General features: G+C 64.5%; 14 protein-coding genes. 12 read left to right on the forward strand and 2 right to left on the reverse strand.

What is annotated here, in order from left to right; all coding sequences use genetic code 11:
- Positions 1-3 precede the first annotated feature (3 nt).
- Complete coding sequence (locus tag HJG53_RS13840) at positions 4-4,248, forward strand: strawberry notch-like NTP hydrolase domain-containing protein (protein ID WP_171131545.1); 4,245 nt, start codon at positions 4-6, stop codon at positions 4,246-4,248.
- Between the two features lie 32 nt (positions 4,249-4,280).
- On the opposite strand, the gene HJG53_RS13845 is transcribed toward HJG53_RS13840, so the two are convergent.
- Positions 4,281-4,760: a thermonuclease family protein gene (locus HJG53_RS13845; RefSeq protein WP_174842753.1), complete on the reverse strand. Its 480-nt coding sequence runs from the start codon at positions 4,758-4,760 to the stop codon at positions 4,281-4,283.
- A 403-nt stretch (positions 4,761-5,163) separates the two neighbouring features.
- Here HJG53_RS13845 and HJG53_RS13850 point away from each other — a divergent pair, with 403 nt between their 5' ends.
- The 11 genes from HJG53_RS13850 to HJG53_RS13900 all read left to right on the forward strand — a co-directional run bounded on the left by HJG53_RS13850 (position 5,164) and on the right by HJG53_RS13900 (position 14,423).
- Positions 5,164-5,526 carry a hypothetical protein gene (locus HJG53_RS13850; RefSeq protein ID WP_171131547.1) on the forward strand — a complete coding sequence of 121 codons (363 nt, stop codon included), beginning with the start codon at positions 5,164-5,166 and terminating at the stop codon, positions 5,524-5,526.
- Between the two features lie 108 nt (positions 5,527-5,634).
- A complete protein-coding gene (locus HJG53_RS13855) occupies positions 5,635-6,105 on the forward strand; it encodes a DUF6878 family protein (protein ID WP_171131549.1) in 471 nt (156 codons plus the stop codon).
- Between the two features lie 10 nt (positions 6,106-6,115).
- The gene (locus HJG53_RS13860) at positions 6,116-6,493 is read left to right on the forward strand and encodes a hypothetical protein (protein WP_171131551.1); all 378 of its coding nucleotides are present in this window, start codon (positions 6,116-6,118) and stop codon (positions 6,491-6,493) included.
- Positions 6,494-6,584: 91 nt separating this feature from the next.
- Positions 6,585-8,609 (forward strand): ParB/RepB/Spo0J family partition protein, encoded by a 2,025-nt coding sequence (locus tag HJG53_RS13865; RefSeq protein WP_171131553.1) that lies wholly within the window; start codon positions 6,585-6,587, stop codon positions 8,607-8,609.
- A gap of 115 nt (positions 8,610-8,724) precedes the next feature.
- Entirely contained in the window at positions 8,725-9,720 is a 996-nt protein-coding gene (locus tag HJG53_RS13870) for an ArdC family protein (protein ID WP_171131554.1), read from the forward strand.
- Positions 9,720-9,965 carry a sigma-70 family RNA polymerase sigma factor gene (locus tag HJG53_RS13875; protein WP_171131556.1) on the forward strand — a complete coding sequence of 82 codons (246 nt, stop codon included), beginning with the start codon at positions 9,720-9,722 and terminating at the stop codon, positions 9,963-9,965. Before HJG53_RS13870 ends, HJG53_RS13875 begins: the two co-directional genes overlap by 1 nt.
- 55 nt (positions 9,966-10,020) lie before the next feature.
- Positions 10,021-10,944: a HEPN domain-containing protein gene (locus HJG53_RS13880; protein ID WP_171131558.1), complete on the forward strand. Its 924-nt coding sequence runs from the start codon at positions 10,021-10,023 to the stop codon at positions 10,942-10,944.
- Positions 10,945-11,052: 108 nt separating this feature from the next.
- Positions 11,053-11,835 (forward strand): hypothetical protein, encoded by a 783-nt coding sequence (locus HJG53_RS13885; protein WP_254447772.1) that lies wholly within the window; start codon positions 11,053-11,055, stop codon positions 11,833-11,835.
- A complete protein-coding gene (locus HJG53_RS13890) occupies positions 11,825-12,640 on the forward strand; it encodes a hypothetical protein (protein ID WP_171131560.1) in 816 nt (271 codons plus the stop codon). The genes HJG53_RS13885 and HJG53_RS13890 overlap by 11 nt, the downstream gene beginning before the upstream one ends.
- 182 nt (positions 12,641-12,822) lie before the next feature.
- Positions 12,823-13,467 carry a hypothetical protein gene (locus HJG53_RS13895; RefSeq protein ID WP_171131562.1) on the forward strand — a complete coding sequence of 215 codons (645 nt, stop codon included), beginning with the start codon at positions 12,823-12,825 and terminating at the stop codon, positions 13,465-13,467.
- Between the two features lie 227 nt (positions 13,468-13,694).
- Positions 13,695-14,423 (forward strand): chromosome segregation ATPase, encoded by a 729-nt coding sequence (locus HJG53_RS13900; RefSeq protein WP_171131564.1) that lies wholly within the window; start codon positions 13,695-13,697, stop codon positions 14,421-14,423.
- Between the two features lie 105 nt (positions 14,424-14,528).
- Here HJG53_RS13900 and HJG53_RS13905 read toward each other — a convergent pair.
- The coding region (locus HJG53_RS13905; protein WP_171127209.1) for an ATP-binding protein at positions 14,529-14,651 on the reverse strand (123 nt) is incomplete at its 5' end.

Genomic DNA, 14,651 nt, shown 5'->3' on the forward strand with positions numbered 1-14,651 from the left:
ACGATGGCCACGCGCACGATCACGACCGCCCATTCTCATCCTCCCCATGTCCGCACCGCCTTGGCGCTCGCGCCCTTCATTGAAGCCCAGGAGCCAATCACCAGGCGGCTTCTGCGGCAGCTCTTCGAAAGTGCAACCGGCACGTCGGCGGCATCGGGCGGCTGGTGCATGCGCCATGCCTATGATGCGCTCGAGCTGGCACTCGCGCTGTACGCTTCCAATCCCTCATCGGGTTTGTTCGATGGCGAGCACGCCGAAATCATCGATCGCCTGGAACGGCTCACCGCGGCCCTGCCCTTGCAGAGCCACCGGTCGGAAGACCAGATCGCCTTGCAGCAATTCTCGACGCCGCTGGTTCTGAGTTATGCGGCAGCACGGGCCGCCAGGGTGAACTCGGCCGACACGGTGCTCGAGCCTTCCGCCGGGAATGGGCTTCTCGTTGCTTGCGCTGCACGGTCGCGATGTTCGCTGGTCCTCAATGAAATCGACGATCGCCGCTTTGACGGTCTCCAGGCCATCTTTACGGCCGCGCGCGTCTCGGGACACGATGCCGAGCTGATCGACGACCTGCTCGACCCTGCCATTCGTCCGACCCTCGTGCTGATGAACCCGCCCTTCGCGCGCTCGATCGGCCGCGGCACCGACGGCTTTGCAGCGGCGCGTCACCTCGTAGCGGCCTATCGCCGTCTCCAGCATGACGGCCGCTTGGTCGCGATCCTGCCTGCCGGGTTCAACATCGCAGATTGGGCCAAGCGGTCCCGCGAATCGGTCACGGTAAGGCTGGATGCGCTGTTGCCCCCCGGCATGTTCGGGCGCCACGGGACAGGCGTGGCAACCCGGATGATCGTGCTCGACAAGCTGGGCGGGTGCGAGCGCACCGCGCAGCCCGGCAGCGTCGAGAGGGTTGGCCAACTCCTCGCGCTTATCGCAGACCTTCCTGCCCGCGGACCGACCTTCGGCCAGACTGTCGTCCCAATCCCGCCAACACGCGCGAAACTATCCCTATTCGGACGGGCAGCCGTCGAGCGGCCGCTCCTGCAAGCACGTCAGCCGGTTTCCTCCAAAGCGAACGCTGCAGAGCCGCTTTGCGTCGAAGCGCTCGACGAGCCGGCGCCGCCTGGCGATCCGGTCGGCATCTACCTGCCATGGCGTCCCAGCCGGCTCCGCATCAATGGCGCGCAGGCACACCCGACGGACTTGGTTGAATCCCTCGCAATGGGGTCGATCGCGGCGCCGAAGGTCGCCTATCGGCCTATTCTGGGTGCACAGCTGGTCTCCAAGGGCGTGCTGTCCAAAGCGCAGCTGGAGACGCTCGTCTATGCCGGCGCCGCATTCGAGCGAAACTTGCCCGGAGCGTTCCTGCCGGACGGCGAAGGTTGCGCGCTGAAACCAGACGAACACGGGCAGCGCTACCGTTGCGGCTTCTTCCTGGGTGATGGCACCGGCGCCGGCAAAGGTCGCCAGATCGCCGGCGTCATCCTCGACCAATGGCTCCGCGGCAACCGGCGTCACATCTGGATTTCGAAGAACGAAACACTGCTCGAGGACGCGCGGCGCGACTGGACTGCGCTTGGGGGGCTCGCCCTCGACATCCAGCCGCTCTCTGCCTGGAAGCTCGATGCGCCGGTGCTGCTCGACCAGGGCATATTGTTCGTCACTTACCCGACGCTCAGATCAGGCAAGGAAGAGAAGACCCGCCTCGCGCAGATCATCGCCTGGGCGGGCGTCGATTTCGAGGGCGTGATCGCCTTCGACGAGGCCCACGCGATGGCGAATGCCCTTGGCTGTGAAGGATCGCGTGGCCGCGTCAAAGGCTCAGAGCAAGGGATTACCGGTCTCCGTCTCCAGAACCTGCTGCCCCGAGCGCGTGTCCTTTATGCCTCGGCCACGGGCGCATCGGACATCGCGAACCTTTCCTATGCCTCACGGCTCGGCCTCTGGGGCCAGGAGACGGCATTCGCCGATCGCGAGGCCTTCATCGCCGGCATTCGCGCCGGCGGGATCGCGGCGATGGAACTGGTCGCGCGCGATCTGAAGGCGCTGGGCCTCTATACGGCTCGGGCACTGTCCTTTGCCGGCGTCGAATACGAGTTGCTCGAGCATGCCCTGACGCCCGACCAGATCGGCACCTACGATGCTTATGCGGACGCCTGGTCCATCATTCACCAGAATCTGGAAGCGGCGCTGGAGGCCACCCGCGTCGTCGATGCTGAGAACGGGCGGACGCTAAACGCCAACGCCAAGGGTGCTGCGCTTTCCCGCTTCGAAGGCACGAAGCAGCGATTCTTCGCTCAGCTGCTTCTGTCGATGAAGCTGCCCTCGCTGCTTCCAGCGATCGAGAACGATCTCGAACATGGCCATGCCGTTGTCGTTCAGCTGGTGTCGACAGCCGAGGCGATGCTCGATCGCCGTCTCGCCGACCTGGACCCGATCGAGCGCGAGCTGCTCGAGATCGACCTGTCTCCGCGCGAATATCTCGTCGACTATCTTCTGAACGCTTTCCCCACGCGCCAGATGCGGGTGTTTACTGACGATGAGGGCAATACACGTTCCGAGCCGATGACCGATGCCGATGGACATCCGGTTCATTGCCGTGCAGCCTTGGCCGCCCGCGATGCTCTGGTTGAGCAACTGTGCGCGCTGCCACCAATCGGCACTGCGCTCGACATGCTCACCGAGCGGTTCGGAACCGAGATGGTCGCCGAAGTGACCGGCCGCACCCGGCGTCTGGTCACCAAGGACGGCGCACAATCACTCGAGCGGCGCTCAGGCCGCTCCAATCTCGCTGAAGCGAACGCGTTCATGGACGGGACCAAGCGGCTTCTGGTCTTTTCGGACGCGGGCGGAACCGGCCGCTCCTATCATGCCTGCCTCAAAGCCAAGAACCAGGCGCGCCGTATCCACTATCTGCTGGAACCCGGCTGGCGCGCCGACGCAGCGATCCAGGGTCTTGGCCGCACCCATCGCAGCGCTCAGGCCTCGGCGCCCCTGTTCCGGCCGGTCACCACCGATGTGCGGGGCGAGCGGCGTTTCATCTCGACGATTGCGCGTCGGCTCGATGCATTGGGCGCCCTCACGCGCGGGCAACGCCAGACCGGCGGGCAAAATCTCTTCGATCCCGCCGACAATCTCGAAAGCGAATACGCCAAGAATGCCTTGCTTCGCTGGTACGGCCTTCTGTTCGACGGCAAGCTGCAATCAACCAGCTTCGATGAGTTTCAGCGGCGGACAGGACTCCGCCTCGAAACCGAAGACGGCGCACTTCGCGAGGATCTGCCGCCGATCCAGCGCTGGCTGAACCGCATCCTGGCGTTGCCCATCGCGCTCCAGAACGCGATCTTCGACGAGTTCATGGGACTGGTCGAGGCGCGCGTCACCGCGGCTCGCGAAGCGGGCACGCTCGACCTTGGCCTCGAGACGCTCCCGGTCGACAGCGTCGAGATCAAAGAGGATCGCGTGATCCGGACCGATCAAATCAGCGGCGCGACCACGCATCTGCTGAAGCTTGAGCTGTCCCGACGCGGCCGGCCCACGGCGCTCGAACAGGTGCTCCGACTGGCGGACCGCCCTGATGCCGTGCCCGTCCGCAACCACCGGTCAGGCAAGGTTGCCCTCCGGGTAAACGCGCGCAGCCTGCTTTCTGAGGACGGCGCCAGCATCGGCCGCTATGAGCTGATCCGGCCCGCTCGCCGCGAATATCTCGGCCGCGACCAATTTGGCGAGAGCAGCTGGGAGCCGATCAGCATCGAAGCCTTCAACGCGGCTTGGGAGGCGGAAGCGGACGAGATCAGCGCGACCGTGCATGCCGAGACCCTCTATATCGCGACTGGCTTGCTGCTGCCGATCTGGAACAAGCTCCCCGACGATCATTGCCAGGTGCTGCGCGTCGTCGACGAACATGGCGCGTCAGTGCTCGGACGTGCTGTGCCGATCTCGGCAATGGCGGAGTTCAGTCGCAAGCTCGGCCTCGACATCACCGTCACGATCGCGCCGGACGAACTGATCCGGCTCGTCGAGCGCTCCAACAAGCCGCAGCCGATCGCCGGCACGGACATGTCGCTGAAGCGCGCGCTTGTCGGCGGCACGCAGCGGCTCGAGTTGGTCGGCTGGGAACCGCGCCGCCTGCCCGAGTACAAGGCGCATGGCTGCTTCACTGACATCATCCGCTATCAGACGCGACTGTTCGTCCCGGTGGACCGGGCCACCGAGATTGTGCGGCGTCTCGAGCCGCCGTCTGCGCCCGCGTAACCTGCATCAGTCGCGGCGCGTTGGGTCGCATGCTATGCCATCGACGAAAGCAGCGGCCGATTCAGATCCTCCCCGGATCCTCGCCTCTGCTCCCAACAGGACAGTGCGCCGTATCGCTTGACCGCGAAGCCACCCGACACCTGAGCGCATGAAAGATCGCGTCCATGCTCGCTGCAGAACGCAACCTCCCGACCATAGCGATCCCGATCGATTGAGCCACATTCCAACGGGCTCGATCCAACCAGCCGCTGCAGGTTCGCCAGGCTGGCGAACGGATCGCCCGGCGCGCATTGCCGACCGGGATTGCAATGGCCGGGTAGCTCAGGCGCATCGATATGAGCCAGTCGAACACGGACCGGCCCACAGCGCAGCGTATCGCCATCCACTATGCGCGGCTTGGCGCAGGTAAACTGATATGAAGGCCCCGCGGCGTCCGGCCGGAACGACCAAGCGGCCGTGCTGGTGGCGATGGCGCCGGCAATCATGATGCTGAAGATGCTGAGCTTGCTCATGCGACCTTGCTTAGCCGAGCGTGCGATCATGAGAAGACTTGAGCCTCGATCCAAACGAAGCCCGCGTCGCGGAACCATCCCGGCGCCAAATTGAAATGGCCCCGCTCCAGGGGTGAAGAGCGGGGCCGATCAGGGAGTCTGCATTGCGGCGGAGGGGTGAGACGCCGTTGAGACCAGCTTATCGCGTCCACCTGTCGCAGAGCTATGTCAGCAAGCGCCGAAAAGTGTCGCGGGTTGTCGCGGGTCGCTCGGCGAAACACTCCACCTCTGGACCGGCAGCCTGAGAGGAAAGCGAGCGGCGCGCCTGCGGCCGCGCGTGACCGGCGGTCGCCACTCCCACCGGCCTCACCGTCAATCTGGATCGGGCGGACCTGCTCCGCCCTCCCCTTACAGGAGACACAGCATGGGTTGGCTCTTTATGGAATCGACGGGGCGCTTCGATAGCCCCCAGCACTATCTCGATGACCAATTCACTTTCCGATCCGAGCGCCAGCAGGCCCGTGTTCTTCGATCGGAAGTCGTCGGCCAGACCTATTATGCGGCGGTCGAGCTCACGCGCGCCGAGAGCGTCGAAGTGATTGGTTTGGTTTGCCTGCTCGACTTCAACCCGGCAGTCCCGACGGGTAGCTGGGGCTATAAGGATATGGATGAGGCGATGGGACCAAACGAGGCCGCCTGCCCCGCCCGGATCCTGGATCTGCTGACTCCGACAACCGCACCCTATGCCATCGCATGGCGCGAGCGGTGTCGCGCCAATTTGAGATAGCCTCGCCTGGTAGTCAATACCGACACCAGCCCCGGTATCTGCAGAGGAAAGAAGGCGGCTTCTCGGTAGACGGGCGCGGTGCCCGGCCGACACTCAAGGAGCCTCATCATGACCGACGGTACCAGCTTCGAGGAATCGATCCGCCGCTACGAGGAACAGAGGCGGCGACGCGCTGAGCTTCAGCCGGCGGTCGGCGCGCACAACAAGAAGGTGCTGCTCGCAGCGCTCGAGTCAGCGGGCGTGCGTCGTGTGGAAGTCACCTTCGACGGCTATGGGGATTCGGGCCAGATCGACGACATTGCGGTCACCGACCCGGCTGGATTCGGCCTGGATGCGCCGGCTTGCGATGTCGAGCTGCAGCAGGTCGCCCATGATGGCGCGGCCGTGACAACGCAGGTCATGGCCCTCCCGAATGCGATCGAACATATTTGCTACGATCTGCTCGGTGCCCATCACCCCGGCTGGGAAAACAATGATGGCGCCTATGGCGACTTCGTGTTCGACGTTGTCGCCGACCAGATCATCTACACGCACAATAACCGCTATACCGAGGTCGACACCTCGGAATACGAGATCTGAGGAGGCGACGATGGGCCATTGCTATCATCACGCTTTGTCCTCGGTTCGCAAATGGGGCGGCGAGCCGGGCGACTATCTGCCGCTCCACCAATGGTTCGATGAATCAAAGGCGATCACCGCCGATTTCCGCCATCGGGCGCTCCGCCATCATGCCGAGGGCATCTTCATGCTCGAGCGGTTCTTCGGCGCGACGATCACGGTCGCGAGCGGGCGGGTCGTGCCCGTGCGCCTCGTTGGTGAGCAACATGTGCTGGAAGACATCGGCTTTATACCAAGCTTCGCCGACTGGGTGCGCTGCGTCCGTCCGGAACCCTGGATGGGACGCGCGCAGCCGATCCACCGGATCGTCGATCCCTTCGCACGACCAGAAGAGCGGGTTGCCGCATAGAAGCGAGACGCGCCGGCGCCTGACAGAGAAGAGGATGCGCGCGGAAGGCGCTCCGGCGGCGGTCGCCGGGGCTCTTTCCAGGAGAACGACCATGATCCAGGCAATCCCGCTTGCGAAACTGATCCCGTCGAAGCGCAATGTGCGACGGCAGACCGACACCCTCGCCGACCTTCAGCTCAAAGCCGACATTGAAGCACGCGGCCTGCTCCAGAACCTCGTCGTCACGCCGCTCACAAAGCCGAAGGGCGCCTACGCCGTCGAAGCGGGCGGCCGCCGCCTCGCGGCGCTGAAGGCGCTCGCGCAGGAAAACAAGCTGCCGAAGACCTTCGAGGTGCCCTGCCTCGTGCTCGACGACACCGACTCGTCCGCAGTCGAAGCCGGCCTCGCCGAAAACTTCCAGCGGCTGGCGATGAATCCGGCCGACGAGTGCCTCGCCTTCGAGCATCTGATCAACGAGGGTGCTACCATCGGTGGCGTCGCGGCGCGCTTTGGCCTGACCGTCCGCTTCGTCGAGGGCCGGCTGCGCCTCGCCAACCTGGCGCCGATTGTCTTCGGGGCGCTTGGCCGTGGCGACATCACCCTCGACATTGCCAAGGCTTATGCAGTCACGCCTGATCGCGAACGGCAGGAGCTCGTCTTCGAACAGGTGAGCCGCGGCTATGGCGCGCTCAACCCCGACAGCATCCGGCGCATGATGACGCAGGCCACTCTGAGTGCGGCGGATCCCCGCGCGCGGTTCGTCGGCGAGGACGCCTATGTCGAGGCCGGCGGTCGAATCGAGCGCGACCTGTTCGCCGACGAAGCGTCGACCCGATGGCTCGACATCGCGATCGTCGAGCGGCTCGCGACCGAGAAAATGGAAGCGGCCGCCGCTGCGCTTCAGGCGGAGACCGGTCTCGCCTGGATCAAGCCGACGCTCGACGAGCATGTCGGCTGGGAGCACACGCAATCGCTCCTTCGGCTCCATCCCGAACAGTTGCCGCTCAGCGATGACGAACAGGCGGAGGTCGAAAAGCTCCAGGCGGCAGCCGACGATCTGGTCGGACTGCTGGAAGACGAGGAGACCTCCGATGAGGATTGCACTCGGGCGGAATCGGAGCTGGAGGAAACCGAGCGCCAGATCGACGCGATCACCTCAAAGCCGCCGGTGCTCGACGACGAAGCCAAGGCAAATGCCGGCACCTTTGTCGTGCTCGGCCGGGACGGCATCCCGCGCCTTTGCGGGCAATATTACAAGGAGCGACCCGAGCGCGAAGGCGACAATGACGACGAGAAGCGGTCGTCTCTAGAGACGGGCAACGCACGCCCCGCGGCTCCCAGCCTGTCGCAGCGCTTGCTCGACGAGCTGGCGATGCAGCGCCGCGATGTTCTGGCTGCGCATGTCGCCGCCGACCCGGATTTCGCGCTCGACCTCGCCATCTTCATCATGGCGTCCCAGCAATCCGGCTATCAGTCCGAACGGATGGGTTCGTCACTGCGTGCGCCGCATCCGCAGGATCCGGCATTCGGGTTCAAGACCCCCGACGCCCCCGCCACGATCGAGCAGAACCGGATGCTCGAAGAACTCGACCGGTCCTGGGTCGAAGGGGACACACTGGCCGCGCGTTTCGACGCCTTCCGGGCACTGGCTCCGGAAGCACGGGCGGCGTGGCTTGGTGTCCTCGTCGCCGGCACGCTCGAGGCAAGCCTCAACCAGCCTGGATCGCTCAACTGCGCGTTCCACGATCATCTGGGTCAGGTGCTCGGCATCGACGCCGCCGCCTGGTGGCGTCCGACCGCACCGTTGTTCTTCGACCGGGCGAGCAAGCCTGTCATGTTCGAGGCACTGGGCGCGGTCGGCGGCCCGACCCTCGCCAACCGCTACAGCATGGCCAAGAAGGCTGAGCTGGCCGCGACCTGCGAGCGCATCTTCTCGGGCGACCATATCCTCGAGGCCGAGGTGAAGCAGGCGGCGCTCGCCTGGGTGCCGGAGGTGATGCGCTTCAAGGCGCCGGAGCCGGCAGTGGATCCGTCGGCGGACGCATCGTCGCCTGACAACGAGCAGTCATCGGAGACCGAGCAGGCGTCGGATATCGAGCAGGACCAGGCGCCGGGCCCGGATCGCGAAGCGGCCTGACGTCTCCCAAGTCGCGTCGCGTGGGCGGCCCCCCAACCCGGGAAGGTCGCCCATTTTCTTTGAGGAGAGAGAGCGCCGGGCCTGCGAGCCCTTTTGGCTCGCAGGAGACGTTCCCATGAAAGCCAAGCGCGCAACCACCGCCGCACGTCCGCGGTTCAAAAGCAGTCCAGCGGGGGCTCGGCCGCGAACCGGCACTCGCGGCCGTCTCGAGGGGCCCGCCAACGCGGCTTCTGCCGAACGCGAGACGATCTATTCCGAGGTCACCGCGCGCGTGATCGCCGAGCTTGAGGCAGGCCGCCTGCCTTGGGTCCAACCTTGGGATAGCGCCGCGTGCGGCTGCACGATGCCGCACAATGCCGCGACCGGTCGCAGCTATTCGGGAATCAACATCCTGATCCTCTGGGCTGCCGTCATCAAGGGCGGGTACGTTTCGCAGCGTTGGCTCACGTTCCGCCAGGCACAAGCACTCGGCGGCACCGTCCGTCGCGGCGAGCGCGGCACGACGGTGTGCTATGCTGACCGGTTCACGCCCAAGGATGAGGCCGAGCGCGCCCATGACGAAGCGCGCGACGCTCGCACCATCGCCTTTCTGAAGCGCTTCACGGTGTTCAATGTCGACCAGTGCGACGGCTTGCCGGACACGTTGACCGCCGCGCCAACGCCGCTGTCGGAAGCCGACATCCTGCCGCGCGTGCGGGCACTAATCGACGCGAGTGGCGCCGACTTTCGCATCGGCGGCAACCAGGCCTATTATTCGCCGGCCCGCGACTATGTCGCGGTCCCCGAACTCAGTGCGTTTCACGAGCCGATTAATTGGCACCGCACGGCGCTTCACGAACTCGGTCACTGGACTGGTCATCCCACCCGCTTGAATCGCGATCAGCGCGGCTCATTTGGCAGCGGCGACTATGCGCGCGAGGAGCTGGTCGCGGAAATGGCGAGCGCTTTTGCCTGCGCGTCGCTGTCGATCCAGCCCACGGTCCGCCATTCAGACTATATCGGTGGCTGGCTGACTGTCCTCCGCGAGGACCACAAGGCGATCTTCCGTGCCGCCAGTGCTGCCAGCAAGGCGGCCGACTATCTGCTGGCCTTCGTGCCGGAGGTGGAGTGATGCTGGACGACCTCTCCGACGAGGAGCGCATGGAGCGCGTTCGTGTCGCCGTCGACCGGCTGCCGGCCCGCAGGCGCAATATCTTCCTGCTGTGCCGTGTCGAAAACTGGAGCTTCGAGGAGATCGCCGAGGCCTATGGCATCAGCGTCGGTCGGGTGCGAAAGGAAATCGCCCGCGCCCTGCACGATGTTACGCAGGAAGTATTTCATGGACGCCGCCGGCCATGGTGGCGGCGCTGGTTCTGAGCGAGGCGACCGGCGACGCTGGCCTTCCGCTTGAACGCCGCTAGGATCGCCGCCGATGCGAACCGACCTCGATCATCTGCCGCCGGCCAAGCAGCGCGAGCTGGAACGCGTGGTGCAGATCCTGTTCGAGGAGTTCGGCCACGCAACCGCGATCGCGACTTCCGAATGGAAGAAACAGGCGCGTATCCTCAAGGTGATCCTGTACGGCTCGTATGCGCGGGGCGGCTGGGTCGACGAGCCACACACGGCCAAGGGCTACCAGTCCGACTTCGACCTGTTGATCATCGTTAATCATGTGAAGCTGACCGACCGCGCCGAGTTCTGGTCGTCGGCGGAAGATCGGATCAATCGCGAGCTGGCGATCACCAAGACGCTGCGCACGCCGGTCAACTTCATCGTGCACACGCTCCAAGAAGTGAATGATGGCCTCAGCCAAGGCCGCTACTTCTTCATGGACGTCGCCCGTGACGGCATTGCGCTCTATCAGTGCGACCCGGCGGACCTGCCCGAGCCGCAACCGAAGACGCCTGACCAGGCGCTCGCGATGGCGCGGGAGTATTTTGAAGAGTGGCTGCCTAGCGGATCTCGGAAGCTCGAGCTTGCCTTCGAAGCTCTCTCGCGCGGCTATGCGAAGGATTCAGCGTTTCTTCTGCATCAATCGACCGAGAGCTTTTACCATTGCGTCCTGTTGGTCTGCACCTTCTACACGCCGCACGTGCACAATCTCGGCTTCCTTCGCACTCAGGCCGAGCGGATCGATCCGCGCCTGATCGAAGTCTGGCCGCGCGAGACCAAGGCCGACCGCGCGCGTTTCGAGAAGCTGAAGGAGGCCTATGTGAAGGCCCGCTACTCGAAGCATTACCGGATCATCGAAGACGAACTAGCTTGGCTCGGCGAGCGGGTCGAACAGCTCGGTCGCGTGGTCGAGATGGTTTGCACCGAACGTCTTGAGGCTCTGACACGCAGCGCTGCCGCGTAATAATCAGACGAGTGAAGCGGGGAAGTGCGTGTCCCGCTTGCATGAATTTTTAATGAGAATTGTTGCAAAAACCATTCTCAGCTCCTATTTGCCTGGAGGAGTTTAATCATGTCGGCCCTGAGCGATCTCAAGCGCCACCTGCGCCCCGGGCAGGTTTACCGCCGCAAGGACCTTGCCCGTTGGTCCAATGCGGTCGATCGCCATGTGCGGCAGCTGATGGAAGAGGGTCGGCTCGAGAAGGTATCCCCGGGTGTCTACATGACGCCGCGCAAGACGCGGTTCGGCGCGGCACCCGCCAAGCCCGAAAAGCTCGTCGCGACTTTTCTCGGGGATGACCGCTTTCTGATGGTTTCGCCGAATGCGTTCAACGGGCTCGGCGTAGGCACGACGCAACTCTATAACGACCCGGTCGTCTACAACCGCAAACGGCACGGCAGGTTCAAGCTCGACGGCCGCGTCTATGATTTCCGGATGCGCTCTTCAGTGCCCAGGCAGCTGTCGAAGGAATTGCTGCTCGTCGATCTCCTGCACAATCTCGGCAGACTGCCCGAGGACAGTTCGGCCTTGCTTCCGCGCGCACTCAAGAGGGCGAGGGAAATGGATCGCTCGCGCCTTGCACGTGCAGTCCAGGACTTCGGCTCCGCGCGCGCCGAGCGCTTGCTTGCGCCCGTTCTGGAAGAAACGCGCAGACGGGATGTCAACCCGGCGCTTACGCGGGCATACGACCAAGCATGGACGCTCTATGAGGCTCGCTGTCTCTGGAATGTTCGGCGTGTTGCTCACCCGACACCGGGCGACGCACTCGATATCGCGAACCGTCTTCGCCGGTATGGCGATATGAGCGCCCGGCGCCTTGCCACTCACATAGAGGACGAAGCGCGTGCCGCTTAGCGAGTTTCAGAAATACGTTCTAAAGCTCCTCGCGGCGCAGCGGAGCCAAGAGAGCTACATCGCTGGTGGTGCTCCCATTGCTGCCAGCACGAGTCGCTATTCCGGTGATTTTGATATTTTCCATGATCGAGAAGACTTTGTGTCCAAAGCAGCTGCTGCGGACGCCGAGCTGCTGTCGAAACATGGGTTGTCCATTCGCTGGATTCGCAAAGGTACGGGGATTTGGTCTGGCGAGGTAGAGGGCGGCCCGCAGCCGCTGAAGCTTGAGTGGGCGCATGATGCCGGGTTTCGCTTTTTCCCCTCGCAGGCTGACGACGAGTTCGGTTTCGTCCTCCATCCGGCCGACCTCATTACGAACAAGGCTCTGACGATCGCAGACCGCCAGGAGGCGCGCGATGTCTATGATATCGTCAGCCTATCCAGCATTGTGCCGATCGCCGCCGCGATCATTGCCGCGCCCGCCAAGGATCCCGGATACACGCCAGAGTCGCTTATTGCAGCAATGAAGCGCAACATCGCTCATCCTCAAGTCGCATTCGACCGTCTGCGCAGTGACGCTCCGATTGACGGAGGGGGTCTGCTACGGACCCTACGCCAATCGCTCGCCGTCGCGGCGGATTTGGCGATGGCGTTGCCGGACGAAGCTATCGGGAAACTGTATTTTGAGGACGGCGAGATTGTTGTGCCTGACCCAGCCAGACTCGGGAGCTATGAGACCCGCGAGGCGCAGTACCAAGCTGTACTCGCGCAGCCCGAAGATCTGCCCTTCGACACACTCGCGCAGAAGTACGGCAAGAACCAATAGGATCGACAGCTCTTCTCATCAAAGAGCAGTTCGGGGAACACGGCGGGTCGTTATTCGCCGGAAGATCTCACTCCGCACCAACGATCCTTGAGCATACTGGTCGACATCGCCCCCCGTCGAACAGAGGAAAGAAGGCGGCCCCGGACGTGGGCGCACGATGCGCTCGCCTCAGGAGCAGCTTCATGTCCTACGATCTGCCATTCCGTCACCGCCAGGCGCTCGATCCGAGCGGTCTCGACAGCATCGGCGCTTGTCTTCATGCGCTGCAGGCTGCCGCAAAAGATTGCCGCAATGCAGGCACTCCCTTCGAGACCGATCCCGCAGTCGTGCTGCTTGCCCAGCATCTGGGGACGATCGCCTGCCGGTCGTTCCCGGACCGAGCGGCGCTCCGCGACCTATGTGCGGCAGAGCTGTCCGAGCTGGATCGCCAGCCGGTGCTCGCGCTGCTCGCGCGCCGTGGCGTGGCCTATGACGAAGAAGCCAAGCGGCTCTTCCACTCGGCTGCACGCAAGGCACTGCGCGACCTGGCCCAGCATTTCGCGCTGACGCCACCCGACTACGACCTCCGCGTCAATGCGGGTGGCATCGCCGTCTCCGGCGAGGTCACGCTTCACTCTGATCTCGTCTATGTCCAGGTCTCGATCGGCAGCTACGGGGGCCACGAGATCCTCTATCGGTCCGTCCGCGGCCGCGACGATTTTTGCGGCGGACGCAATCACTTCGCTCGGATCGACGCCCTGCTCGAACCGACAAGGTTTGCGGCACGCATTGCTGCTGATCTGGGTCTCGAACTGCCCGCGCGGGATCAGCTTGCTCTTGTCGCCTGATCTCCTGGATCAAGGAGCCGGAGCCGGCCGGGAGAGGCCCTTTGCCCGGCGGCCGCGGCCGCGCAACCCGCATGCCTTCGGCCCGTGTTGGCCCTGACGGGCCGGCCCGCGCCAGCCTCGGCCTGGGGTCAAGCCGCCGCTTGAGAGCGGCGGTGCGCGACCGCTTTGCGCCACCGCGCGGACGGGCTCCCGCGCCGGGCATCCGGCGCCTTTCGAGGAGACCCGTCATGCACACCAGCCTATCCGCCCAACTCGCCCAACTCGAGCTCGGCCATCTGACCATTGCCCGCAATTGCGAGCCACAAGCTGACCTGTTGCCGCCCGATCCCGAAGCCGTCGAGCATACGCTTGCCGCGGTTTGGTCCGACCTGTTTGCGCTGCTCGCCGACACCAATCTCGAGACCGAGGCCGAGGAGCTCGGCTGGGGTCTCGTCAACCTATTCCACCGTGCCGCGGTCAAGAAAGCGGCGCAGATCGACCGAGCGACCGACGAAATCCGGCTGCTGATCGCCAGTGCCGATGGCTCGGAAGTCAACGCCACCGAACTCGAATCCCAGGTCGAGCGCGGCCAGGCGGCGGAAGCCGCGATGATCGCATTGGAGGGCCTACGCGAGACCGCTGCACGTCTCTACATGCACGAGACGGGATCGTCGTGGCGTCCGGCCGGCGGCTCGCGTCTCAGCCATGACGCCAAAACCACCTCCGCCGTCGTTCAGGGCCGCGAATTCCTCGCCGCTCGCGCCGCATCGCGCCGGTCCGCCGCGATGCCCGCGGGCACGCCGGTCGTGTTCGCCGGCGGACGGCTGCAGTTCGCGACCAACGAGGATGCCAAGGCCTTTGCCCAGAATGTCTGGGCGACCCTCGACAAGGTTCGCGAGCATGTCGCCTGTCAATCGGCGTCCAAAAAGGACCCCCTATCGGCGTCCAAAAGAGACCCCCTTCGTCGAGCAGCGTGACAGGTATGACGGGCGCGCCGTTCGCGCTGGTTGCGGCGTAGGGCGGGCGTAGCCCGACCGGAGGCGCAACCAGCGCGAAGCGTTCTCTGCCGGGTGCCTCGGGCGTCAGCTGCGGTGTTTGAAGCGCCAGCTGTCGTTGCCGGTCTCGACGATGTCGCAGTGGTGGGTAATGCGGTCGAGCAGCGCGGTGGTCATCTTGGGGTCGCCGAAGACAGTCGGCCACTCGCC

Origin of the sequence: Sphingomonas sp. ID1715 (genome assembly GCF_013044515.1) — a bacterium.
Taxonomy (GTDB): Bacteria; Pseudomonadota; Alphaproteobacteria; order Sphingomonadales; family Sphingomonadaceae; genus Sphingomonas_B.

Coding starts and splice junctions, on each gene's coding strand:
- HJG53_RS13840 (WP_171131545.1), top strand. CDS start 4: ATGGCCACGCGCACGATCACGACCGCCCATTCTCATCCTCCCCATGTC.
- HJG53_RS13845 (WP_174842753.1), bottom strand. CDS start 4,760: ATGAGCAAGCTCAGCATCTTCAGCATCATGATTGCCGGCGCCATCGCC.
- HJG53_RS13850 (WP_171131547.1), top strand. CDS start 5,164: ATGGGTTGGCTCTTTATGGAATCGACGGGGCGCTTCGATAGCCCCCAG.
- HJG53_RS13855 (WP_171131549.1), top strand. CDS start 5,635: ATGACCGACGGTACCAGCTTCGAGGAATCGATCCGCCGCTACGAGGAA.
- HJG53_RS13860 (WP_171131551.1), top strand. CDS start 6,116: ATGGGCCATTGCTATCATCACGCTTTGTCCTCGGTTCGCAAATGGGGC.
- HJG53_RS13865 (WP_171131553.1), top strand. CDS start 6,585: ATGATCCAGGCAATCCCGCTTGCGAAACTGATCCCGTCGAAGCGCAAT.
- HJG53_RS13870 (WP_171131554.1), top strand. CDS start 8,725: ATGAAAGCCAAGCGCGCAACCACCGCCGCACGTCCGCGGTTCAAAAGC.
- HJG53_RS13875 (WP_171131556.1), top strand. CDS start 9,720: ATGCTGGACGACCTCTCCGACGAGGAGCGCATGGAGCGCGTTCGTGTC.
- HJG53_RS13880 (WP_171131558.1), top strand. CDS start 10,021: ATGCGAACCGACCTCGATCATCTGCCGCCGGCCAAGCAGCGCGAGCTG.
- HJG53_RS13885 (WP_254447772.1), top strand. CDS start 11,053: ATGTCGGCCCTGAGCGATCTCAAGCGCCACCTGCGCCCCGGGCAGGTT.
- HJG53_RS13895 (WP_171131562.1), top strand. CDS start 12,823: ATGTCCTACGATCTGCCATTCCGTCACCGCCAGGCGCTCGATCCGAGC.
- HJG53_RS13900 (WP_171131564.1), top strand. CDS start 13,695: ATGCACACCAGCCTATCCGCCCAACTCGCCCAACTCGAGCTCGGCCAT.